Source organism: Streptomyces sp. T028, from assembly GCF_048159505.1.
GTDB lineage: Bacteria > Actinomycetota > Actinomycetes > Streptomycetales > Streptomycetaceae > Streptomyces.
Genome location: NZ_JBLRVZ010000008.1, coordinates 98,033 through 120,737 on the forward strand (window position 1 = coordinate 98,033; position 22,705 = coordinate 120,737).

The 22,705-nt window shown below is 73.5% G+C and carries 17 protein-coding genes; 11 read left to right on the forward strand and 6 right to left on the reverse strand.

The genetic code is table 11. The features are described 5' to 3' along the window. Window positions 1-111 precede the first annotated feature (111 nt). The 5 genes from ACLZN2_RS08645 (at window position 112) to ACLZN2_RS08665 (ending at window position 5,690) form a co-directional block, all read left to right on the forward strand. Entirely contained in the window at window positions 112-519 is a 408-nt protein-coding gene (locus ACLZN2_RS08645) for an ankyrin repeat domain-containing protein (RefSeq protein ID WP_416977775.1), read from the forward strand. Between the two features lie 332 nt (window positions 520-851). Beyond that, the gene (locus tag ACLZN2_RS08650; protein ID WP_416977776.1) at window positions 852-2,273 is read left to right on the forward strand and encodes a HEAT repeat domain-containing protein; all 1,422 of its coding nucleotides are present in this window, start codon (window positions 852-854) and stop codon (window positions 2,271-2,273) included. A gap of 227 nt (window positions 2,274-2,500) precedes the next feature. Beyond that, window positions 2,501-3,628 carry a glycosyltransferase family 4 protein gene (locus ACLZN2_RS08655; RefSeq protein ID WP_416977777.1) on the forward strand — a complete coding sequence of 376 codons (1,128 nt, stop codon included), beginning with the start codon at window positions 2,501-2,503 and terminating at the stop codon, window positions 3,626-3,628. Continuing rightward, window positions 3,625-4,815: a glycosyltransferase gene (locus tag ACLZN2_RS08660; RefSeq protein WP_416977778.1), complete on the forward strand. Its 1,191-nt coding sequence runs from the start codon at window positions 3,625-3,627 to the stop codon at window positions 4,813-4,815. Before ACLZN2_RS08655 ends, ACLZN2_RS08660 begins: the two co-directional genes overlap by 4 nt. Continuing rightward, the gene (locus ACLZN2_RS08665) at window positions 4,812-5,690 is read left to right on the forward strand and encodes an SGNH/GDSL hydrolase family protein (RefSeq protein ID WP_416977779.1); all 879 of its coding nucleotides are present in this window, start codon (window positions 4,812-4,814) and stop codon (window positions 5,688-5,690) included. The genes ACLZN2_RS08660 and ACLZN2_RS08665 overlap by 4 nt, the downstream gene beginning before the upstream one ends. Window positions 5,691-5,822: 132 nt before the next feature. Here ACLZN2_RS08665 and ACLZN2_RS08670 read toward each other — a convergent pair whose 3' ends face one another. From ACLZN2_RS08670 to ACLZN2_RS08690, 5 genes are all read right to left on the reverse strand, one after another. Next, window positions 5,823-6,692 carry a biotin-dependent carboxyltransferase family protein gene (locus ACLZN2_RS08670; protein WP_416977780.1) on the reverse strand — a complete coding sequence of 290 codons (870 nt, stop codon included), beginning with the start codon at window positions 6,690-6,692 and terminating at the stop codon, window positions 5,823-5,825. Further along, on the reverse strand, window positions 6,689-7,315 hold the full coding sequence (locus tag ACLZN2_RS08675; protein WP_416977811.1) for a 5-oxoprolinase subunit B family protein: 627 nt from the start codon (window positions 7,313-7,315) through the stop codon (window positions 6,689-6,691). The genes ACLZN2_RS08670 and ACLZN2_RS08675 overlap by 4 nt, the downstream gene beginning before the upstream one ends. 2 nt (window positions 7,316-7,317) lie before the next feature. After that, the gene (locus ACLZN2_RS08680; protein WP_416977781.1) at window positions 7,318-8,076 is read right to left on the reverse strand and encodes a LamB/YcsF family protein; all 759 of its coding nucleotides are present in this window, start codon (window positions 8,074-8,076) and stop codon (window positions 7,318-7,320) included. Between the two features lie 61 nt (window positions 8,077-8,137). Continuing rightward, window positions 8,138-8,992: a putative hydro-lyase gene (locus ACLZN2_RS08685; RefSeq protein ID WP_416977782.1), complete on the reverse strand. Its 855-nt coding sequence runs from the start codon at window positions 8,990-8,992 to the stop codon at window positions 8,138-8,140. Then, window positions 8,989-10,290, reverse strand: coding sequence for an MFS transporter (locus tag ACLZN2_RS08690; RefSeq protein WP_416977783.1), 1,302 nt, complete (start codon window positions 10,288-10,290; stop codon window positions 8,989-8,991). Before ACLZN2_RS08690 ends, ACLZN2_RS08685 begins: the two co-directional genes overlap by 4 nt. Window positions 10,291-10,428: 138 nt before the next feature. Between ACLZN2_RS08690 and ACLZN2_RS08695 the strand changes: the two genes are divergently transcribed. The 4 genes from ACLZN2_RS08695 to ACLZN2_RS08710 all read left to right on the forward strand — a co-directional run bounded on the left by ACLZN2_RS08695 (window position 10,429) and on the right by ACLZN2_RS08710 (window position 18,408). Continuing rightward, window positions 10,429-11,163 carry a GntR family transcriptional regulator gene (locus ACLZN2_RS08695; RefSeq protein ID WP_416977784.1) on the forward strand — a complete coding sequence of 245 codons (735 nt, stop codon included), beginning with the start codon at window positions 10,429-10,431 and terminating at the stop codon, window positions 11,161-11,163. Between the two features lie 96 nt (window positions 11,164-11,259). Next, complete coding sequence (locus tag ACLZN2_RS08700) at window positions 11,260-12,786, forward strand: hypothetical protein (protein WP_416977785.1); 1,527 nt, start codon at window positions 11,260-11,262, stop codon at window positions 12,784-12,786. A gap of 52 nt (window positions 12,787-12,838) precedes the next feature. Further along, window positions 12,839-13,717, forward strand: a complete 879-nt coding sequence (locus tag ACLZN2_RS08705) for a hypothetical protein (RefSeq protein WP_416977786.1) — start codon at window positions 12,839-12,841, stop codon at window positions 13,715-13,717. A 56-nt stretch (window positions 13,718-13,773) separates the two neighbouring features. Beyond that, on the forward strand, window positions 13,774-18,408 hold the full coding sequence (locus ACLZN2_RS08710) for a hypothetical protein (protein WP_416977787.1): 4,635 nt from the start codon (window positions 13,774-13,776) through the stop codon (window positions 18,406-18,408). Window positions 18,409-18,480: 72 nt separating this feature from the next. Here the strand turns inward: ACLZN2_RS08710 and ACLZN2_RS08715 are convergent, their stop codons facing one another. Then, window positions 18,481-18,975 (reverse strand): hypothetical protein, encoded by a 495-nt coding sequence (locus ACLZN2_RS08715; RefSeq protein WP_416977788.1) that lies wholly within the window; start codon window positions 18,973-18,975, stop codon window positions 18,481-18,483. Between the two features lie 384 nt (window positions 18,976-19,359). On the opposite strand from ACLZN2_RS08715, the gene ACLZN2_RS08720 reads away from it, so the two are divergent. Together ACLZN2_RS08720 and ACLZN2_RS08725 are read left to right on the forward strand one after the other, a co-directional pair. Continuing rightward, window positions 19,360-22,272: a nitrate- and nitrite sensing domain-containing protein gene (locus tag ACLZN2_RS08720; protein WP_416977789.1), complete on the forward strand. Its 2,913-nt coding sequence runs from the start codon at window positions 19,360-19,362 to the stop codon at window positions 22,270-22,272. Beyond that, window positions 22,269-22,700, forward strand: a complete 432-nt coding sequence (locus tag ACLZN2_RS08725; protein WP_416977790.1) for a roadblock/LC7 domain-containing protein — start codon at window positions 22,269-22,271, stop codon at window positions 22,698-22,700. Before ACLZN2_RS08720 ends, ACLZN2_RS08725 begins: the two co-directional genes overlap by 4 nt. The last annotated feature ends 5 nt before the right edge of the window (window positions 22,701-22,705 follow it).

Below are 22,705 nucleotides of genomic sequence, written 5' to 3' on the forward strand. Positions count from 1 at the left end.
GCTCCGTGATCTTTGCCTCGGAGGGGACCGCCCATGTGCCCGACGAGCCAGTACGCTGACGATTCACCTGAACGGTTGACCCGAGTTGTGAGTGAGAGGCGGTCCAGGCCGATGACTGAAGCCCCCGACCCCGAGGTCGTGGAGCTGGCGACCAAGATCTTCGATCTCGCCCGGCAGGGGCGGACCGAGGAGCTCGTGGCGTATGTCGACGCGGGCGTTCCGGCCAACCTCACCAACGACCGCGGCGACTGTCTCGTGATGCTCGCCGCCTATCACGGCCACGCCGACGCGGTCCGGGCCCTGCTGGCCCGTGGCGCCGAGGCCGACCGGATCAACGACCGAGGGCAGACCCCGCTCGCCGGGGCCGCCTTCAAGGGCGAGACGGATGTGATCAAGGTCCTTCTGGAGGCGGGCGCCGACCCGTCCGCGGGCACCCCGTCGGCCGTCGACACGGCCCGGATGTTCGCGAGGGCCGAGCTGCTGGAACTGTTCGGCGCGCACGCGGCGGGCGGCTCCTAGCCCGTCGAGCCGACGGCTTCCGATCAGGTAATACGAAGTTCCTGACCAGGTAAATCAACGACCACGGGGGAGGCGGTACGGGGCCGCCGGAAATATCGGTCGCGGCAGGCTGAACAGCCGGGTCATCATGACGACGTGATTCACGGACGCGATGGCTGGGCAGGTGTTGCCGCACCGCGCGGGCCGTGATGCGGTCCGCATGGGCCACCGACGAGAGGCAGAGGAAGATGGTCTACAGCAAGCAGGAAACGGCGGGCGCCCCGACGTGTTGTCACGCGGCCAGGTAGTGCACGTCCCCGGTTGCGTCGACGCTTGATGTGAGGCTGTTTCCCATGTTCGATCCGGTCATAGCGCCCAGCGGAACCCTGCTCGGCCTCCTTCAGAGGGGCCGAGGCGACGGTACGCTGCACGCGCTCACCGCCCCGCGCGCCGAAGCGCTCGCGGCACTGAACCACTGTGTGTTGCGCGATCCACGCCACGACTGGCAGGTGGAGAACCGCTCCCTTTACTACGCCCGTCTCTACCTCGACCTCAGCGGCGAACTGGACGAGATCGAGGCGCATCTCTTCGACGTCGAGGACGCCTTCGACACCGAGGAGTCACGCACGGGCCTTGCCCTGGCCGTCCTGGGCCATCTCGCCTCCTACGGCCGGCGGGACGCCCTCGAACTGCTGCGCAGGTACGCGACCACGGGCGCGAACTGGGCCTGGGCCCTGGACGAGCTCGCCCTGCGCGACGACGACGCCGGGCTGCGCGCCCTCGCCGCACCCGTGCTCGCCCGCTTCGCCACCGACACCGAGGGCGAGGCCGAACTGGCCGCCGCCGTACGGGACGCCTTCGAGCCACGACCCTGGCGGCTATGGGCCGAGGATCCCCGCGAATACGTCTCCACACGCGTGCGTGCCGCCCAGGAAGCCGGCTGTTTCGACCGCTGGCAACGCCAGATGAGTCCCAGCGGACCACGCCCCGGCTGGAGCGTCCGGGCCGTCTTCGAGTGGGCCCAACAGGGCCTGGAGCGCGGCGCGGCCCTCCATGTCCCCGCCGCCCGCTGTCTCAGCGCCGTGGCCGGCCCCGAGGACCGGCCGGAGATCGTGCAGGCCGCCAAGGACGGTACCGACGGCGCCCGGTGTACCGCCCTGCGCTACCTCGCCGACTGCAACGACCCCGATGCCCTGGTCCTGGTCGAGCAGGCCGTGACCACCGGCTCCACACCCGTCGTGGAGGCCGCCGTCGACGCCTTCGAACGCATGCGCAGCATCGCCGCCGTCGAGCGGGCCCGCGGCTGGGCCCACCGGCCCGACGCCCTCGGCGCCGCCGCGGGCCGCATGCTCGCCTGCCGGGGCGGCAGCAGGGACAGAGACCTCGTCCTCGGAGCCCTGCGCGAGGCCGTACGCGGCGAAGGCTGCGACGCACCGACCCTGTGGACCCTCGTCGACGGCGCCGGACGCCTCGGTATCGTCTGCGCGGCCCCCGTGCTGCGCCATATCTACCGCGAGACGGCCTCCTCCCATCTCCGCGGGCGCTGCGCCCGCGCCCTCGCCGCCACCGACCCCTCCTTCGCCACCGGGTTCGCCGTCGAATGCCTGTGGGACTGCGAGGAGGCCACCCGGGAGATCGCCGCCCGGCACGCCGAGACCGGCGACGCCCGGGTCGTGGAACGCCTCCGGCGGCTCGCTGCCGACCCCGCCGAGGAGGCCGAGGTCCAGACGGCCGTACGCAGCCGGATCGGACCGGACGCGGCCTCGGCGATGTAGACACACGACCGGCCCGGCGCCGCCGGAGCGGCCGACGCACGCCCGCCCGGTGAACACCGGATGACCCACGGGTCAGGCGGGCATGGACACCGTCTGACCTGCTCGGGCACCGGCGGCGCGGGCCGTTCGGAGTGCGCCGGCGCGCGCAGCGCAACGCTCATGGGACGTTTGTCGTCAGGAAAGATCCACGTTGACGCGGCCACGTCCAAGGCGGCGACAACACCGGTATGCGTGTCGTCATCGTGACCGAATCCTTTCCCCCCGACGTGAACGGCGTGGCTCACTGCGCGCTCCAGACCGCCCGGCACCTCGTAGATCGCGGTCACTCTCCGCTCGTCGTCGCACCGGCCACCGCGGCCGGTACCGGGCCCGACGCCTGTGCGCCGTGCCCCGTCGTCCGTGTCCCCTCCCTCCCGCTCCCGGGCTATCCCCAGGTCCGCGTCGCCCTCCCCAGCCGGCGCGTCGCCGCGGCCATGGCCGAGCACCGCGCCGACGTGGTCCACCTGGCCAGCCCCTTCGTCCTCGGCGTACGCGGCATGGCGGCCGCCGCCAAACTCGGCATCCCCGCCGTCGCCGTCTACCAGACCGACCTGGCCGGATACGCCCGCACCTACATGGGCATCGGCGAGGCCACCGCCTGGCGGCGCATCCGCTCCGTCCACGCCGCCGCCGACCTCACCCTGGCCCCTTCCAGCGCCGCCCTGCACGACCTGGAGACGCACGGCATACCCCGGGTCAAGCTGTGGCAGCGCGGTGTGGACACCGTCCGCTTCCGCCCCGAGCACCGCGACGAGACCCTGCGCCGCGAACTCGCCCCCAACGGCGAACTGATCGTCGGCTACGTCGGCCGCCTCGCCCCCGAGAAGCAGGTCGAACTGCTGTCCGGGGTGTGCGGGCTGGACGGTGTACGGGTCGTGGTGGTGGGCGACGGGCCCAGCCGCGCCCACCTCGACGAGGCCCTGCCCGGCGCGGTCTTCCTCGGCCGCCGGACCGGCGACGACCTGGCCCGGATCTTCGCCTCCCTGGACGTCTTCGTGCACACGGGCCCCTTCGAGACGTTCTGCCAGACCGTGCAGGAGGCGATGGCCAGCGGTGTGCCGGTCGTCGCGCCCGCCGCCGGCGGCCCGCTGGACCTGGTCGCCCACGGCCGCACCGGCCTGCTCTTCCCGCCGCGTGACGCGACCGCCGTACGGGACGCGGTGGCGACCCTGGCCGCCGACCCCGCCCTGCGGACCGCGTACGGCGACGCCGGGCGCGCCACGGTCGAGGGGCGCACCTGGGCCGCCGTCGGCGACCAGCTCATCGGGCACTACGGGGACGTGCTGGCCGCGCGCCGCCTGGTGGTGGCGGCATGAGCGGCGGGCCGACCGGTGGCGGTGTGGGCGGCGGGCCGCTGCGGATCGTCCGCCTGGCCAACTTCGTGGCCCCCGCCTCGGGCGGGCTGCGCACCGCTCTGCGCGAACTCGGCAAGGGCTACCGCGAGGCCGGTCACGAACCCGTCCTGATCGTGCCGGGCGAGCGGGCGGGCGACCGCGACACCGAACAGGGCCGCGTGATCACCCTGCCCGGACCGCTCCTGCCCGGCACCGGCGGCTACCGCGTCCTCACCGACAAACGCCGTCTCGCCCGCCTCCTGGAGGACCTCGCCCCCGACCGCCTGGAGGTCTCCGACCGTACGACGCTGCGCTGGACCGGCAAGTGGGCACGGCGCGCCCGCGTCCCCGCCGTGATGGTCTCCCACGAGACCGCCGACGGCGTGCTGCGCACCTGGGGCCTGTCCGAGGCCGCCGCCCGGCGCACCGCCGACGCGCTCAACATCCGTACGGCGCACACGTACGCGCGCGTGGTGTGCACCACGGAGTTCGCCGAACGGGAGTTCGTACGGATCGGGGCGCGGAACGTGGTGCGCGCCCCGCTCGGCGTCGACCTCGTCGCCCGGCATCCCTCGCTGTACGACGCAGCCGTACGGGCCAGGCACGCGCGCGAGGACGAGGTCCTGCTGGTCACCTGCACCCGGCTGTCCGTGGAGAAGCGGCCCGGTACCGCGCTGGACGCCCTGGAGGCGCTGGTGGGGCGGGGTGTGCGGGCGGTCATGGTGATCGCAGGGGACGGGCCGCTGCGGCCGCGCCTGGAGCAGCGGGCCCGGGAGCGCGGGCTGCCGGTGACCTTCCTGGGGCACGTCGCGGACCGGGGTGCCCTGGGCGCGCTGCAGGCCTCCGCCGACGTGTGCCTGGCTCCGGGGCCCGCGGAGACGTTCGGGCTGGCCGCCCTGGAGGCGATGGCCTGCGGGACACCGGTGGTCGTCAGCGCGTCCTCGGCGCTGCCCGAGGTGATCGGCGAGGCGGGCGCGGTCGCGGCCGACCGCGGCGCCGCCTTCGCGGACGCGGTGGAGAGCCTTCTGGAGCGGTCCGTGGCCGAGCGCAGGGAGGCGGCACGCGCGCGTGCGGAGTGCTTCGGGTGGGGGACGTCGGTGGCGGCGTTCCTGGCGGCGCACGACGCGACGGTACGGGTGCGTTCCGTCGTGACCGGAGGGGTCGGATGAGACGCGTCCGTTTCGTCGCCCTCGGTGACTCCCTCACCGAGGGGGTGGGCGACCCGGCCGGTGACGGGTGGCGCGGCTGGGCCGCGCTGCTCGCCGGAGGGCTCGGCGAGGAGTCCGTGGGGTCCGTGGGGTCCGCGGGGTCCGTGGAGTTCACGAACCTCGCGGTCAGCGGGGCGCAGACGCGGGACGTGCTGGAGCGGCAGCTTCCGGCCGGGCTGGAGCTGCGGCCCGACGTGGTGGGCGTCGTCGTGGGCGTCAACGACACCCTGCGCTGCACGTTCGACATCCACGCCGTCGCCGCCCGGCTCGACACGGTGTACGCCGCCTTCGCCGAGCAGGGCGCGGTTCTGCTCACCGCGTGCCTGCCCGACCCGGGCGCCATGCTCGGCCTGCCCGGAGCCCTCGCCCGTCCGCTGGCCCGGCGCCAGCGCGCGGTCAACACACTCGTCCACGCGCTGTCCGAACGCTACGGAGCCGTCCATCTGCACGCGGCCGAGGGCGCCTGGCTGACGGACCGCGCGATGTGGAGCGCGGACCGGCTGCACCCGGGCGAGCGGGGGCACCGGCAACTGGCCGTGCGCTTCCACGCGCTGCTGGCCGAGGAGGGCCTTGCCACCGGACCCGCGCCCTCGCCCGAGCCGGAGTTCCCGGCGCCGACGACCTCGGCGAGCCTGTGGTGGCTGGCGACGGCGGGCACCGGCTGGGTGGCCCGGCGCTGCACCGACCTGCTGCCCCAGCTGCTCCGGCTGGCCGCCGACGAGATGCGCCACCGCGCGCGGGGGACGAGCGCCCGGCTCGACCTGCGGGCGTCGGCGGCGGTCTCCGCGGCCCTGGCAGCCCTGTCGGCGACCGAACCACAACCGGACGCCGCCTGAGCGCTCCGCCGGAAGTGCAGCGCATCACCTGCGGGTCCGTAGTGGCTGGTCGCGCCCACGCGGCGGAGCCGCATATCGACACAGCCCCGCGCCCCTTTGGGGATCAGGGTGCCGTTTGGCGGTCCGACGTCGTCACAGGCGTCGTACCGCCACGAAACGGACCGGTGTGCCCGGTACCGCCTGGGCGGCGGCCGGGAGGTCGGTCGTGCGGACGACCCCGATCACCGGGTAGCCACCGGTGGTCGGATGGTCGGCGAGGAACACCACCGGCTGGCCGTTGGGGGGCACCTGGACGGCGCCCAGGACCATGCCCTCGCTGGCCAGTTCGCCGGGCAGGGCGCGTTCCAGGACGGGGCCCTCGGTGCGCAGACCGATGCGGTTGCTCGCCGGGGACACGCGGTACGCGCGCGTGGTGAAGACGCGCACGGCGTCCGGCGTGAACCAGTCGTCGCGCGGGCCGAGCGTGACCCGGAGGACGAGTTCGGCCGGGGGAGCGGCCTGCGGGGCGACGTCCACGCGCGTGTGCGCGGCGGGTTCGGGGCCCAGAGGCAGGACCATGCCGTCCGTGAGGGGTTCGGGGCCGAGTCCCGAGAGCAGATCCGTGGAGCGGCTGCCGAGGACCGGTTCGACGGTCACGCCGCCGGACACACCGACGTAACTGCGCAGCCCGGAGACGGCGGATCCGACATCGAGGACCGCCCCGGCGGGCAGCCGCAGGGGGGCTCCCCAGGCGGCCGGGCGTCCGTTGACCGTCACCGGGCAGGGCGCGCCCCCGACCGCGACGGTCACGGCGGAACGGGGCCGCAGCGCGCAGCCGTTGACGGTGGTCTCCAGGACCGCCGCCCCGGGAGGGTTGCCGACGAGCCGGTTGACGAGGGCAGCGGCGGGCGCGTCCAGCGCGCCGGAGCGGGGCACGCCGAGGTGGGCGTGTCCGGGCCGCCCCTGGTCCTGCACGGTGGTGAGGACCCCCGCGCGGACGACGGAGAGAGCGCGGTCGGTCACCCGGCACCCGCCGGTTCCGCCGCGACGAAACGCACGCGCGTGCCGGGCGAGAGCAACGCGGCCGGTACGCGCGCGTGGTTCCACAGCACCACGTCCGTGCTGCCGATCAGCTGCCAGCCGCCCGGCGACGAACGCGGGTACACACCCGTGTACGGCCCCGCCAGCGCCACCGAGCCCGGCGGCACCGCGGTGCGCGGCGTGGCCCTGCGTGGGACGTCGTAGCGCGGGGGCAGCCCGGTGAGATAGCCGAAGCCCGGTGCGAAGCCGCAGAACGCGACCCGGAACTCGGTGTCCGCGTGGATACGGACCACCTCGCGCGCGGAGACACCCCAGTGGGCGGCGACGTCCGCGAGGTCGGGGCCGTCGTAGCGTACCGGCAGCTCGATCACCTCGTGCGCCCGCGGGGGAGCGGGCGGGATGTCGGCAGCCGTCAGTTCGGACGTCAGACGGACCGGGTCGCGCACACCGTCCAGGAGCACTGTCCGGGCCGCCGGGACGATCTCCCGGGCCGTCAGCAGGCCGGCCGCGCGACGGCGTACCAGCTCCGCGTGCAGGGCCTCCGCCTCGGCGCCCGAGGCCACCTCGACGAGCAGGGCGTCGTCGCCGACCGGCAGGACACGCAGGCTCATGCGAAGGCCTCCACACGCACCCCTGACGCCTCCAGTCGGCGCCGGACCCGGCGCGCCAGTTCCACCGCGCCGGGCGTGTCGCCGTGCAGGCACAGGGAACGCGCGCGTACCTCGATGACCGACCCCGCGGCGGAGGCGACCGTGCCGGAACGGGCCAGGCTCACCGACCGTTCGACGACGGCGACCGGATCGGTGACCACGGCCCCGTCCAGACCACGCGGCACGAGCGTGCCCTGCTCGGTGTACGCGCGGTCCGCGAACGCCTCCGTGACGGCCGGCAGCCCCGCCTTCCGGGCCGCGTCCAGCAGACGCGAGCCCGGCAGCCCGAGCACGGGCAGCGTGGCGTCCGCGAGCAGCACCCCGTCGACCACCGCGCCGGCCTGCTGCTCGTCGTGCGCGACCCGGTTGTAGAGCGCGCCGTGCGGCTTCACGTACGCCACGCGAGCGCCCGCCGCCCGGGCGAAAACCTCCAGGGCGCCGATCTGGTAGGCGACCTCGGCGGCCAGTTCGGAGGGCGGCACGTCCATGGCGCGCCGCCCGAACCCGGCCAGGTCGCGGTAGGAGACCTGCGCGCCGATCGTCACGCCCCGCTCGGCCGCCAGCTCGCACACCCGCCGCATGGTGGCCGCGTCCCCGGCGTGGAAGCCGCAGGCCACATTGGCGCTCGTCACGACGGACAGCAGTCGTTCGTCGTCGGTCAGCTGCCAGCGGCCGAAGCCCTCACCGAGGTCGGCGTTCAGATCGATCGAGGTCATGGTTCCTTCCTGATTCCTGCACGCGCCGTTCCTGCACGCGCCATTCCTGCGTGCGTCCTGCTCAGGCCACGCGGTACTGCTCGTCGCGGGCGTCGGTCAGGAACATCTGCCCCGGTGCGTGGGTGAGGGCGAACGGCGGGCGCGAGGCCATCACCGCGGCCTGCGGGGTCACACCGCAGGCCCAGAACACCGGGATGTCGTCCGGTTCGGCGTCCACCGGGTCGCCGAAGTCGGGCCGGCCGAGGTCGTCGATGCCCAGTCCCGACGGATCGCCGCAGTGTACGGGGCTGCCGTGCACCGCCGGCAGCAGACTGCTCTCCCGGATGGCGGCCGCCAGGTGCCGCGGCGGCACCGGACGCATCGACACCACCATCGGGCCGTGCAGCCTGCCCGCCGGCCGGCACTGCCGGTTCGTCACGTACATCGGGACGTTGCGTCCCTGTTCGAGGTGGCGGATCGGGACGCCCGCCCCGGACAGCGCCCACTCGAAGGTGAAGCTGCAGCCGATCAGGAACGACACCAGGTCCTCGCGCCAGTACGCGCGCACATCCGTCGGCTCGTCCACCAGCTCGCCGTGCTCCCACACCCGGTAGCGCGGCAGATCGGTGCGCAGGTCGGCGCCCTCGGCCAGGACGGTCGTCCACGCACCGGCGTCGGTGACGTCGAGAACCGGACACGGCTTCGGGTTGCGCTGGCAGAAGAGCAGCATGTCGTACGCCCAGTCCGCGGGTACCGAGATCAGGTTGACCTGGGTGTGGCCCGCCGCGACCCCGGCCGTGGGGCCCGCAAGGCCCTCCCGGAAGCGGGTCCGGGCACTTGCGGGGCTCCACGCGTGCGCGTGCTCGTCCACCAGGGTCAGCGGGATGTCTTCCGTGACGGTCGAGAGGCGGTCCTCGGTGAGGATCGGACGGTTCACTCCAGTTCCTTCCCGCGTGTCTCCGGCAGCCCCAGCAGCGCCAGGGCGGCGATCCCGTAACCGAGTGCGCCGAAGACCAGCGCACCGCCCACACCCCAGCTGTCGGCCAGAAAGCCGACCGTGGTGGGGAAGACTGCGCCGACGGCGCGCCCGGTGTTGTACGTGAAGCCCTGTCCGGTGCCGCGCACCGCCGTCGGGTACAGCTCGCTCAGGAAGGACCCGAAGCCGCTGAAGATCGCCGACATGCAGAACCCGAGCGGGAAGCCGAGGACCAGGAGCAGGGTGTTGGCGCCGTCGGGGATGTTGGCGTACGCCAGGACGCAGAACGCCGACAGCAGGGCGAACAGCCAGATGTTGCGGCGCCGTCCCAGCCGGTCGGTGAGGTAGCCGCCGGTGAGGTAGCCGAGGAACGCGCCCGAGATCAGGAAGCTCAGATAGCCGCCCGTGCCGACCACCGACAGGCCCCGGTCCGACTTCAGATAGGTCGGCACCCAGGTCGCCAGGGTGTAGTAGCCGCCCTGGACGCCGGTGGACAGGAGGCCGGCGAAGAGCGTCGTGCGCAGCAGAGGGCCCTTGAAGATGGCCGGGAACGATCCCTTCGTCGCGCTCTGTTCGCGTGCGGCGGTCGCCTGCGGCGCGTCCTTCACCCGGCGCCGCATCCACACCACGAGCAGCGCGGGCAGCGCGCCCGTCCAGAACATCACCCGCCAGGCCACGTCCTCGTCGAAGAACGAGAAGACCAGCGTGTAGACGATCGCCGCCAGCCCCCAGCCGACGGCCCAGGAGCTCTGGATCGCGCCGAGGGTGCGGCCCCGGTGCCGCGCGCTCGCGTACTCGGCGACCAGGATCGCGCCGACCGCCCACTCGCCGCCGAAGCCGAGGCCCTGCAGGGCGCGGAAGACGAGCAGAGTCTCGTAGTTCGGCGCGAAGCCGCAGGCGACCGTGAACACGGCGTACGTGATCACCGTGATCATCAGGGCCCTGACCCGGCCGATGCGGTCGGCCACGACCCCCGCGACCGCCCCGCCGATCGCGGATACGACCAGGGTGACCGTGGTGAACAGGCCGGTCTGGCCGTTGTCCAGGCCGAAGTACGCCGTCAAGGCCACCATGCTCAGTGGCAGCGTGAAGTAGTCGTAGGAGTCGAGGGCGTAGCCGCCGAACGCGCCGGCGAAGGCGCGGCGGCCACGCGGCCCGAGGGCGCGCAGCCAGGCGAACGCCCCGTCATCGGGGGCGTGGGCGGCGGTGGCGGGGCGCTTGTCGTCGGTCGTGGCCTGTGGTGGAGGGGTCGTGCTCATGGGGCACCTCGCAGAGGGATGACGAAGGGTGCGGGGACTGAGCCGTGCCGTGTCGTGGACAGGAAGGTAGAGGATCGTTGAACGATCCTTCAATACTCACGTTGGTTCGTTCTCGTGTTCTGCGGTTGAATTCCGGGCATGGCAGAGCAGCTGGCGGGACTGGCCGACGACCGCGCCCTCCTGGGGCGCACCAGCACGGCCGAGCGGGTTTCGGACATCCTCAGGAGCCGTATCGCCGAGGGCTTCTTCCCCCCGGGGACCCGCCTGTCGGAGGACAGCATCGGCGGGGCGCTCGGGGTCTCCCGCAACACGCTCCGCGAGGCGTTCCGGCTGCTCACGCACGAGCGGCTGCTCGTCCACGAGCTGAACCGGGGCGTGTTCGTCCGGGTCCTGACCGTCGAGGACGTCGAGGACATCTACCGCACGCGCGCGCTCGTCGAGTGCGCCGTCGTACGAGGGCTGGGCGAGCCGCCGTACGGCCTGGGCGGACTGCGGGCTGCCGTCACCGAGGGCCAGGTGGCCTCCGTCGAGAATGACTGGAAAGTGGTGGGTACCGCCAACATCCACTTCCACCGCGAACTGGTCGCCCTGGCCGGCAGCGCCCGCACCGACGAGCTGATGCGCAGCGTCTTCGCCGAACTGCGCCTCGGCTTCCACCTGGTCGACGACCCGCGCCGACTGCACGAGCCGTACCTCATGCGCAACCGCCAGATCCTCCAGGCCCTGGAGGCCGGCGACCGGGTGGAGGCGGAACGGCTGCTCGAGGTCTATCTGCAGGACTCGCTGGCGCGGGTCGTCGAGGTGTACCGGCGCCGGGTGGGCGAAGGCGCCGCAGGCGAGGGCGATGCCCGAGGCCGTCCGGCGGGCTTGTGACGGCGGCCGTCCGGGGCCCTGTGGCGGCGTTCGCGGCCCCGGTCGCATCTGCGGTCGTTTGGGTCGTTGTCAGACCGAGGACCTACTCTGTGCACCGTGACTTCGCCTGCATCGACGGACCGTGTTCCGCCCCAGCTCAGCGCGGCGCCGCGCCCGGCTCCGGGCCCGGCCGCCGACGAGGGCCTGGCGCGGCGCCTGCGCGCGCTCGCCTGCACCGCGCCCATTCACGACCTCGACACGCGCAAGGCCAACCTCGCCGGTGAGTACTCGGTCTACGGCATGGCGGAGATCGCCCTCGCCGCCATCGACCTCGTCACCCTGAACATGGACTTCGACACCGGTGCCGACCACGACCAGATCGTGGCCCGTCTCATCCCGCGCATCGCCGCCCAGGCCCCCCAGCGGCCGGTCGCCGAGCACGAGCGCGTGGCCCGCTGGGTCCTGGAGAACCTGATCAACGTCGGCAGCGTCGACCGCGGCTTCCGCGCCGTGTACGGCACCTTCGCGGCGGACGGCACCTACGTGCGCCGCGACTACGACTTCAAGCTGATCGAGGAGGTCCCCGGCTACGGCGGCACGGTCTATCTGCGGACCACGGACGAGGCGGTCAACGTCCTCGTCGGAGCGCTCGACACCGACGTGACCAGCGCGCAGATCGCGGCCGAGGTCAAGCTCGAGGTCCTCATCCGCCGCGGCCGCCTCGCCGACGCCCAACTCGCCGCCGAGCAGGCCCGCTACCGCACGGTCCAGTACTCCGAGACCCTCCGCCGGGCCCTGGAGGCCACCCGGCGCAACGTCCGCGCGGTGGACTGGCTCAACGCCGTGCCAGACATGATCGCCGAGGCCCTCGACCACGTGGCCGACCGCTACCGCCACGAGAACGCGATCCTCACCAACATCCGCAAGGCCCGCGACGAGATCGAGGACGCCGAGAACAAGCGGCGCGCCGCCGAACTCGTCGACATCGTCAAGGACTGCATCCGCCGCCACACCCAGCTCCAGTCCCGCCTCCTGGAGGCCGGCCCTCTCTTCCGCGCCGAACAGGACCGGCAGGCCTTCGCCACACCCATGACGTCGTCGGGGATCGACCTCTACGGCCATCTTGTCGCCCCCGTGCTCCCGTTGCCGCTGGAACAGGCCGCCCGGGTCACCGGCGCGTTCTTCGCGCGCGGGACGGGATTCAGGACCCCGGCGACCGTGCGGATGGGCGACCTCGTCGACCTGCTGCTGACGCCGCCGGTGGAGCGGGAGCACCTGGGCGCGGAGATGCCGGAGCCCGACCTCATCGCGACCCCGGACGACAGCCGCTTCAGCGAGGAACAACTGGCCGCCGCGACGGACCTGCTCGACCTGCCGGCGGACGCGCCCCGCAGACTCTCGGGCCTGCTGGCCGAGGCCCGGCGGACCGATCCCGATCTGCCGTACCTGGTGGCGCTGCTGGCCGTGCACGCGGCGAGCCCCGCCGTCGGCACGGCCTACCGGCAGGGCGAGGAGAAACTGCTGTTCGCCGTGGACGACGGGACGGAGCTGGACGACCCCGAGTTTGGCGGCGCCGACCTCGTCGTCGGCACCGCCCTGCTGGACGCCGCGGGGATGGCGGCGGACCGTACGGAGGCGGCATGAGCCGACCGGGACCTCACATGAACGACCACGAGAACACCGAGGAGCCGAACCCGTGAGCGAGCACGTCGAGTGGAGTGAGCCGGACGCCGGACCCGCGCCGGTGTCCGCGCCCCTCACCCCCGCCGACGCCGCCGACGCGGCGCGGCTCGTCGCCTTCGGGCTGCAGCCCAAACTGCAGCCCGCGCGCGACCAGGAGTACGCCGATCTGCTGCGCCGCCACCGCGAGGACCCGGCGTTCGCCCGGCTCGCCGACGCCGTCGCCGCCGGACTCGGCCTGATCGTGCTGGAGGTGTCCCCGCGCGCGGGGATGGCCGTGACCGCGGCCGAGGACTCGGTGTTCGCCGTGCGGATGGGGGACTACGCGCGTCGCACGTCCGCCGACGGCGGCGACCGCTTCCTGCACGGACTCGCCCATCTCGCGGTCGCCGCGATGGCGTTCCCGCGCCCCGAGGACCTCGCCGACGACGGATACATCGGGCGGATCAGTGTCAACGGCGTCGACTCCTTCGTCCGCCAGGCCTGCCGCCGGCTGGAGGAGCGCGCCGAGGAACAGGGCGAGAACACCGACCCGGCCACCGACGCGCCCGGCCTGGAGGCCGCCTGGCGGATCTGGGCCAGACGCAGCGCGGCCGGAGCCACCAAGGACGCCCGCAGACTCGCCGGCTCGACCACGGGCATCGTCGGCAAGGCCGTCGCCTTCCTCACGGACTCCGGCTTCCTCCAGCGCACCGGCGACGACAGCGGCGGGACGTACCGCACCACGGCCCGCTACCAGCTCCAGGTCCGCGACATGGCGGGCAGCGCCGCCCTTGCCGAACTGCTCGAACTGGGCGTCGTCCCGGTCACCGACGGCACACCGACCCTGCTGCCCCCGGACGAGACGGACGACCTGGAGCTGGTGGCCGACGCCGGGCTGCCGTTCCACTCCTGACGGCTGCTCGCAGCCCCGAACTTTCCTGAACTGCCGAAGACTTACGAGAGTCCGCCATGTACGAGCTGTCCCGGGTCCGCCTCTACTCCATCGGGCCTGCCGGTGCGCGCTACGCCGACACCGTGCTTGACCTGCGGGGCGTCGGCGACGTCGTGCCCGACCCCGCACCCACGCAGGCGGAGTTCTTCGAGGAGGAGCCCGTCGGTCCGCCACGCAGGCCCGCGCCCGCCGGCGTGCTCTTCCTGGAGAACGGCGGCGGCAAGTCCGTCCTGCTCAAGCTGATCTTCTCGGTGATGCTGCCGGGCCACCGCAACACCCTCGGCGGCGCCAGCTCCGGCGTGCTGCGCAAGTTCCTGCTCGCCGACGACTGCGGACACGTGGCCCTGGAGTGGCAACACGTCCTCACCGGCGAGTGCGTCGTCGTCGGCAAGGTGAGCGAGTGGCGAGGACGGCAGGTCTCCAACGACCCGAGGAAGTTCGCCGAGGCCTTCTACTCCTTCCGGCCCGGCCCCGGGCTCAGCCTCGACAACCTCCCCGTCGCCGAGTCCACCGCCGTACGGCCGCCCGTGGAGGGCGCCTCCGGGGCGCAGGGGCGGCGGCGCACCATGAAGGGGTTCCGGGACGCCCTCACCGAGGCGGGCAAGGCGTACCCGCACCTGGAGGTGCACTGGGAGGAGATCCACGACCGGTGGGTCGAACACCTCACCGAACTCGGCCTCGACCCCGAACTCTTCCGCTACCAGCGGGAGATGAACGCCGACGAGGGCGAGGCCGCCGGCCTCTTCGCGGTCAAGAAGGACGCCGACTTCACCGACCTGCTGCTGCGGGCCGTGACGGACACCCGCGACACCGACGGACTCGCCGACCTCGTCAGCGGCTTCGGCAACAAGCTCGGCCGGCGCGCCGAGCTGATCGCCGAACGGGACTTCACCGCGGGGTCGGTGGACCTGCTCGGGCGGATCGTGGAGGCCGCTGAGGGCCGCTCACGCGCGCGTGACATCCACGGGGGCGCCGAGCGCCGTACCCGCACACTGGCGCGCCGGCTGTCCGAGAGGGGCGTGCGGGAGCGGATGCGGGCCGCGGACCTCGCCCAGCGGGTCACCGCCGCCGCCTACGCCGTCACCCACTCCGAAGGGGGACGCGAGCGCAGCGCGCTGATCGCCGCCGAACTCGCCTTCCGGCACGCCTCGCTGGCCCTCGCCGCCACCGAGAAGTCCGCCGCCGCGCAGAAGCGGGAACTCGCCGACGCGCGCACTCTGCACTCCGCCTGGCAGGCCGCCGAGGCCGTCCTGCGCCACCGCGCCGCCGCCGACCGCGTCGCGCGCGTGTCCACCGCGATCCAGGAGGCCGAGCGCGACGCCGCCCCGGCCCTCGCCGCCCGCACCAAGGCTGCCGTCGACCTCGTGAGGGCCCTGCACGCGGCCGCCGAGAGCGCCGAGACCCTCGCCAACGAGGGGGAGGAACGCTCGGCAGCCCTCCAGGAGGTCGGCGAGACCGCCCACCGGGACTCGACCTCCGCCGCGACCGAGGCGCAGCGCGCCCGCAGCGAGATCGGGCACCTGCGCCAGCGGCTCGCCGAGGTCGAGCAGGAGACAGCCGAAGCGGTCCGCGCCGGCTGGCTGGACGACAGCGCGCCCGACGCCGACCCCGCGCGCGCCGCCCTCGCCGCCAGCGATGCCGAGAAGACCGCCGTCGCCGCCTGGGACACCGCCCGGGAGGCCTCCCACAGGGCCACCGAGCACGCGCGCGAGGCCGCCTCCGCCGAGTCCCGCGCCGAGCTGACCGCGGCCCGCGCGGCGGACGCCGCCGCCGCCTCACAACGCTCGTACGAGGCCGAACACCGGCTCGCCGAGGCCCTGGCGGGCGAGGAGCGGCACACCGAGCTGCTCGGCCTCACCGGCGGGACCCCGCGCGGCCCCGTCCCGCAGCCCCGCCAGGCCGAGGACGCCGACGCGGACGACGGCGCCTCCCTCACCCCCGAGGACCTCGACCGCTGCGCCGACGAACTGCGCGGGCTGCTCGACGACGCCGTCTCCTCCGCCGAACGGCAGCTGTTCGACCTGCGCACCGCCGCCGCCGACGACTCCCGCATCCTCGGCGCGCTCGGCGACGGCGGGCTGCTGCCGCCCGGCCCCGACGTGCTGGCCACGGTCGAGTTCCTCGGCGAGCACGGCATCCCCGCACTGCCCGGCTGGCGCTACCTCGCCCAGGCCGTCGACCCCGCCGACCACGCGCGTGTGCTCGCCGCCCGCCCCGAACTCGTCGACGGCGTGATCATCACCGACCCCGCCTCGCACGCACGCGCGCGTGACGCCCTCAGCGACGCCGCGCTGCTTCCGCGGTCAGCCGTCGCGGTCGGCACGGCCGCCGCCCTGCTCGCACCGACCCCGGCCGCCGACCCCCACAACCGCCCCTACAACGATGTGTTCCTCGTACCTCCGAACCCGGCCATGCACGACGAGCACGCCGCCGACGAGGAACGCCAGGCGCTGCGCGCGCGGGCCACCGAACGGGACGAGGACATCCGCCGGCTCGCCGCGCGGCTCGGCAAGGACCGGGAGCTGTCGGCCCGGCTCGCCTCCTGGCGCACCGGCTGTCCCGAGGGACGGCTCACCGAGCTCGCCCGGGCCGCCGCGGACGCGCGCGTCTTCGCCGAGGAGTCCGAGGCCGAGCTGGCCGAGGCCCGCACCGTGCGCGCCGAGGCGGAGGAGGCCGCCGCCGAGGCCGCCCAGGTCCGCGACGAGAAGCAGGAGGCCGCCCAGAAGGCCCGGCGCGCCGCCGACGCCCTCGCCGGGCTCGCCTTCCGACTGCGCGAGCGCGCCGGCTGGCAGGTGAAGCTGCGCGAACTCGCCGACGAGGCCACCGAGTCCGAGGCCCGCGCCCAGGTCTGCCTGGAGCGCGCCCGGGCCGCCGACGAGGACCGCCGCGCCGCCCAGCGCGCCGCCGACGACGCCCGCCGCACCGCGCGTGCACTGCGCGCCGAACGCTCCGAGATCGCCGGGGCTCCCGACGGCGTACCGGAGGACGACGCGGACGCGCCCAAGGCGCCCCTGCCGGCCCTGCGCGAGGCCTACCGGGCAGCCTCCCAGGTCTACGAGAAGGTCGGCGTCGGTGCCGACCTGCGGGCCGAGCAGGCGCGGGCGGAGAGCGACGAGAGCGCCGCCCGCGCCGAACTGGACCGGCTGAGCAACAAGGTCCGTACGCGCGCCGAGCAGCTCCTCCAGTCGCCCGACGGATCCGACGGACCGTCCCGGCAGGCCGCCGCCGCCCGCGCCGAGGAACTCGTACAGCTCCTGGAGACCCGTATGTCCACCGCGAGCGAGCAGCTCGGTCGGCTGCGCGGTGAGGCCGAACGGCACGCCCCCGAGGACGGCGAGGCCCACACCGAGCTGCCCGAGGAGCTCCAGCCGCGCGACGCCGAGCACGCCCAGGCCCTGCTACGCACTGCGACGGCCGAACTCGCCTCCCGAACCGAGGCGTTGGCCCAGGCCCGCGAGGCGCACGCCGAACTGCTCGACGCCCACCGGGCCGCCGAGGGCGCGGCGGGCGGCTTCGACGAGATCGCCGCGATGCTCCGCGACCTGCTGCGCGAACACGTGGTGGAGGAGGAACAGGAGGCCCCGGAGCCCTATCCCGGGACGCTGGAGGAGGCCCGCCAGTCGGCCGCCGAGGCCCGCCGCTCGCTGCGCGGCTGCGCCGCCGACCTCTCCGCCGCGGAGTCCGCGGTGCGCGAGGCCGGCGATGTGCTCGTGCGGCACGCCAACTCCACGCGCTACGAACAGGTCCGTACGCCCGCCCGGCAGCAGATCCGCGAACTGCCCGCCTCCGCGCTGCCCGAGCACGCCCAGAAGTGGGCGGACGCCTTCGCCCCCCGGCTCCGGGTGCTCACCGACGAACTGGAGCAGCTGGAACGCAACCGGGACTCGATCGTGGACCGGCTGCGCGGACTCGTCGAGTCGGCGCTCGCCACCCTCCGCTCGGCCCAGCGGCTGTCGCGCCTGCCCGAGGGGCTCGGCGAGTGGTCCGGCCAGGAGTTCCTCCGCATCCGCTTCGAGGAGCCCGACCAGGCCACCCTCACCGAACGGCTCGGCGAGGTCGTCGACGAGGCGACCCGGGCGGCCGTGAAGAAGAACTCCGACCTGCGGCGCGACGGCATGTCACTGCTGCTGCGAGGCGTGGGCGCCGCTCTCCAGCCCAAGGGGGTCGCGGTGGAGATCCTCAAGCCGGACGCGGTGCTCCGGGCCGAGCGGGTGCCGGTCGGACAGATGGGCGATGTGTTCTCGGGCGGCCAGCTGCTCACCGCCGCCATCGCCCTGTACTGCACGATGGCGGCGCTGCGCTCCAACGACCGGGGCCGGGACAAGCACCGGCACGCCGGCACGCTGTTCCTCGACAACCCCATCGGCCGGGCCAACGCGACCTATCTGCTGGAACTCCAGCGGGCCGTGTCGGACGCTCTCGGTGTCCAGCTGCTGTACACCACCGGTCTGTTCGACACGACGGCGCTGGCGGAGTTCCCGCTCGTGATCCGGCTCCGCAACGACGCCGACCTCAGGGCCGGCCTGAAGTACATCAGCGTCGAGGAACACCTCCGCCCGGGCCTGCCCCAGCAGCCCCAGGCGTGCGAGGCCGTGCACAGCGAGATCACGGCGACCCGGATGTACAAGCGCCCGGCCCCCAGCGCCCCGTAGGAGGCACGGTGCCCGGGCGCCCGGGGCCGCCCTCATGAACGAATGCGGCAGGTGCCCCGCGCTGACGGGCGCTCAGGAGTGTGAGAGCCGCCCGGTGCCGCCCTGACGTCGTATTCGCTCCTGGGCCCGCTCCGCGGCCCGGGCCTGGCGCCGCGCCCGGCGGCGCTCACGGCGCAGCGAGCGGGCCGTGCTGCTGGGCGTCGACACCACGCCGTTGCGCTGGTTCCACACCTGCCGGGTCACCCAGACGTCCAGCACCGACCAGGTGGCCACGACGGTGCTGACCACACTGCTGATCACCATCGGGAAGGCCAGCCAGGATTCGGCGAGGGTGCACAGGAACGCCACCATCGCCTGAAGCAGCGTCACGGCGATGATGAGGACCGCGCGCACGGCCGCCGTACGCACCGGGTCCGGCATCCGGCGTTGTCGCGCGGGCTCCTCGACCCACAACGGCCGGTAGCTCACCCGCTCTTGTGTCGTGGTCGCCGCACCCTCTTCGGACGTCTCGCACCGCTCCGCCGTGCCCATCAACGTGTCTCTCCCCACCGCCGGCAGACCGCTCACCTCCGGGTCGTGGACCCGGCTCCCCAGTGGTTGCCCGGCTTGCTCTGTTTTACGCCGCCGGGGGACGTCCTGCGGCTCCTGTGGCCGATTCCTCCCCCGATTCCCAATGATGAGGACGCACGAGAAGCCCCGAAGATTCCCAAGTTGCGAAAAATTCTGGCCAAGTCGGCGACGCGGACGATCGGATCCGGTCTTCTCTCGAAGGCGGGTTTCGTTGCCGTAATCCACCGTATTGCCCGGACAGCTCCCCATGTCCGGGCCCCGATACGGAAGTTCGGCTTCCGGACTGCTCTTCGAGTTAACTGTGCGTCGGTAGTAGGCTCGCGCCGTTTGTTGACGCACATGCGTACCCCCTGACGGAGGGGGTTCGAGCTGGGGGAGGCCATGCGCTTTCGCGGGAAGTCGATCCGCCGGAAGATCGTGGCGCTGCTTCTCGTGCCGCTGGTGTCCCTGAGCGCGATCTGGGGCTTCGCCACGGTACTGACGGGCCGTGAGGCGAACCGTCTGTTCACCGTGTCGTCCGTGGTGGAGAAGGTCGGCTACCCGATCGAGGACACGGTCCGCGTCGTCCAGCAGGAGCGCCGCCAGACCCTCGTCTACCTCGCCGACTCCCGCGCCTCCGACGCGCTCTCCGCGCTGCGCCGCACCCGGACCGCCACGGACGAGGCCCTCGCCGAGATTCGTCGCAACGCCCAGGACTCCGATGTCCGCGACGTGCTGGACCAGGACGACGGCGAGGGCCTGACCGCGGTGCTCGACGCCTTCGACGGGCTCGACTCCCTGCGCGGCAGCGTCGAGGAGGGCACCGTCACCCGGGCCCAGGCCCTCGACCTCTACAACCAGCTCATCGACCCCTGCTACGCCCTGCTGGCCAATCTGGACGTCGTCGACAGCGTGGAGATGGACAAGCAGTACCGGGCCCTCGTCAGCGTCGCCCGCGCCCGTGAGCTGCTCTCCCGGGAGGACGCCCTGCTCGGCTCCGCCCTGGTCGTGGGTCGGCTCACCCGCGAGGAGATCCGCGACGTCTCCGAGCTCGAGGCCCAGCGCGACATCGTCTACGACATCAACCTCGCCCAGCTGCCCACGGCCGAGCGCGAGCGCTACGAGAGCTTCTGGAAGAACGCCACCACCGCCCCCCTGCGCACCGCCGAACAGGCCGTCGTCGCCGCCACGCCCGGCGACATGCCCAAGGGCGTCACCGCCAGGAACTGGGACACGGCGGCCGGAGACGTCCTGGAAGAACTCGGCACCCTGGACGAACAGGCCAACGACCGCTACCAGGACCGCGTCCGGCCGGTGGCCGTCGAGGTCATCGTCAAGGCCGCCTTCGCCGGCGTCTTCGGACTGGTCGCCCTGATCGTCTCGCTCGTCCTGTCCGTGCGCATCGGCCGCGGCCTCATCCGCGACCTGCGCCAACTGCGGCTTGAGGCCCACGAGGCGTCCGGAGTCAGGCTGCCCAGCGTGATGCGGCGCCTCTCCGCGGGCGAGCAGGTCGACGTGGAGACCGAGGTGCCGCTGCTGGAGTACGACAAGAACGAGATGGGCGAGGTCGGCCAGGCCCTCAACACCCTCCAGCGCGCCGCGGTGGAGGCCGCCGTGAAACAGGCCGAACTGCGCGCCGGTGTCTCCGAGGTCTTCGTCAACCTCGCCCGCCGCAGCCAGGTCCTGCTGCACAAGCAGCTCACTCTGCTCGACACCATGGAGCGCCGCACCGAGGACGCCGAGGAACTCGCCGACCTCTTCCGGCTCGACCATCTCACCACCCGGATGCGCCGCCACGCCGAGGGCCTGGTGATCCTCTCCGGCGCGGCCCCCTCCCGGCAGTGGCGCAAGCCCGTCCAGCTCATGGACATCGTGCGCGCCGCCGTCGCCGAGGTCGAGGACTACGAACGCATCGAGGTCCGCCGTCTGCCGCGCCTCGCCGTCACCGGCCCCGCCGTCGCCGACCTCACCCACCTCGTGGCCGAACTCCTGGAGAACGCCACCGTGTTCTCCCCGCCGCACACCGCCGTCCAGGTCCTGGGCGAGCGGGTCGCCAACGGGTTCACCCTGGAGATCCACGACCGCGGCCTCGGCATGGCACCCGAAGCACTCCTGGAGGCCAACCTCCGCCTCGCGGAGACCCCGGAGTTCGAGCTGTCCGACACCGACCGCCTCGGACTGTTCGTGGTCAGCCGCCTTGCCCAGCGCCAGAACGTCCGGGTCTCCCTGCAGCCCTCCCCCTACGGCGGGACGACCGCCGTCGTGTTCATCCCCGACGCCCTCCTGACCGACGACGTCCCCGACACCAACGGCATCGGCTTCCGCCTCGACCGTCCCCGGGCCCCGAAGGCGGCCGAGTCCGACGAGAGCCGCAGGCCCGCGCTCGCCCCGTCGGTCCAGCTCCCCGGCCTGCCCGTGCTGGACGGCCCGGTCGAGCTGGAGGCCCCCGTCGGCCTCGACGCCCTCGGCGGTTTCCCGGCCGCGCTGGACGACGAGGACGACAGCGGCGCCCTGTTCCGTCCCCGCCGCTCCCTCACCCGCCCCGAGGACGACCCGGCCGTCACCTCCGTGGACCAGCACCGCAGGCTGCCCGACCCCCGCGGCGAGCCGGGCCACGCGACCGACGACCCGGCCGCCCTCCTGCCGCTGCCCAGCCGCACCGTACCCAAGCTGGTCAGCTCGCACGGCCGCCCGGTCATCGACCCGCGCTCCCCGCGCGCGGAGACGGACGAAGAGCCCGCGCACGGCACCGCGTACCGAGCGGACACCGGCGGACCGGCGCCACTGCCCTCGCGCCGCCGGGGCAGCGGGATGCAGATCCCGCGGAGCACCGGCACGACCGAGCCCCCGGCTCTGCCGGTCCGCCCTGGACACGGCACCGACGAGCCGTCGCAGCCGCCCGCCCTCCCGCAGCGCACCCGCCAGGCCGCATCCGGCGACCAGGACAGCCCGGCCGCACGCCCGGACCAGATGTCCGACCCGCGCGCGAGTGGCACGGGCGGCCCCGCGGAGCGCACGCTGGAAAGCGGTCCCCAGGGCCGCACCCTCGGCACCGGGCCTCATGACACCGGCTCCGCGCCCGCGGCACTGCCCCGGCGCGTACGGCAGGCCAACCTTGCCCCGCAACTGAGGCAAGGACCCGCACCGCGCACCGGGACCCGCTCCGACCTCGAGGACCGGGACGCCGACGAGGTACGCAGCCGAATGGCCTCGCTCCAGCGCGGCTGGCAGCGTGGCCGCGCGGAGAACGCCGCAGGCGACCAGACCCACAGCGGCACAGCACCACAACGAACGACTAAGGGGGACGGTCGATGACCGCACCGCAGGCGACCGGCCACATGAGCAACAACGGCGAACTGAACTGGCTCCTCGACGAACTCGTCGACCGGGTCGCCAGCATCCGCAAGGCCGTCGTGCTCTCCGGCGACGGTCTGGCGACCGGGGCGTCCAGGGACCTGACCAGGGAGGACAGCGAGCACCTGGCCGCCGTCGCCTCCGGATTCCACAGCCTCGCCAAGGGCGTGGGCCGCCACTTCGAGGCCGGCGACGTCCGCCAGACCGTCGTCGAACTCGACGAGGCCTTCCTCTTCGTCACCGCCGCCGGGGACGGCAGCTGCCTCGCCGTCCTCTCGGACGCCGACTCGGATGTGGGACAGGTGGCGTACGAGATGACCCTGCTGGTCAAGCGGGTCGGCGTACATCTGGGCACCGCCCCGCGCACCGAATTCCCCCTGGGCGGGTAGTGGGA

Bases quoted from the DNA above. Each gene is read 5' to 3' on its own strand.
- ACLZN2_RS08645 (WP_416977775.1), top strand. From the start codon at position 112: ATGACTGAAGCCCCCGACCCCGAGGTCGTGGAGCTGGCGACCAAGATC.
- ACLZN2_RS08650 (WP_416977776.1), top strand. From the start codon at position 852: ATGTTCGATCCGGTCATAGCGCCCAGCGGAACCCTGCTCGGCCTCCTT.
- ACLZN2_RS08655 (WP_416977777.1), top strand. From the start codon at position 2,501: ATGCGTGTCGTCATCGTGACCGAATCCTTTCCCCCCGACGTGAACGGC.
- ACLZN2_RS08660 (WP_416977778.1), top strand. From the start codon at position 3,625: ATGAGCGGCGGGCCGACCGGTGGCGGTGTGGGCGGCGGGCCGCTGCGG.
- ACLZN2_RS08665 (WP_416977779.1), top strand. From the start codon at position 4,812: ATGAGACGCGTCCGTTTCGTCGCCCTCGGTGACTCCCTCACCGAGGGG.
- ACLZN2_RS08680 (WP_416977781.1), bottom strand. From the start codon at position 8,076: ATGACCTCGATCGATCTGAACGCCGACCTCGGTGAGGGCTTCGGCCGC.
- ACLZN2_RS08690 (WP_416977783.1), bottom strand. From the start codon at position 10,290: ATGAGCACGACCCCTCCACCACAGGCCACGACCGACGACAAGCGCCCC.
- ACLZN2_RS08695 (WP_416977784.1), top strand. From the start codon at position 10,429: ATGGCAGAGCAGCTGGCGGGACTGGCCGACGACCGCGCCCTCCTGGGG.
- ACLZN2_RS08710 (WP_416977787.1), top strand. From the start codon at position 13,774: ATGTACGAGCTGTCCCGGGTCCGCCTCTACTCCATCGGGCCTGCCGGT.
- ACLZN2_RS08720 (WP_416977789.1), top strand. From the start codon at position 19,360: ATGCGCTTTCGCGGGAAGTCGATCCGCCGGAAGATCGTGGCGCTGCTT.
- ACLZN2_RS08725 (WP_416977790.1), top strand. From the start codon at position 22,269: ATGACCGCACCGCAGGCGACCGGCCACATGAGCAACAACGGCGAACTG.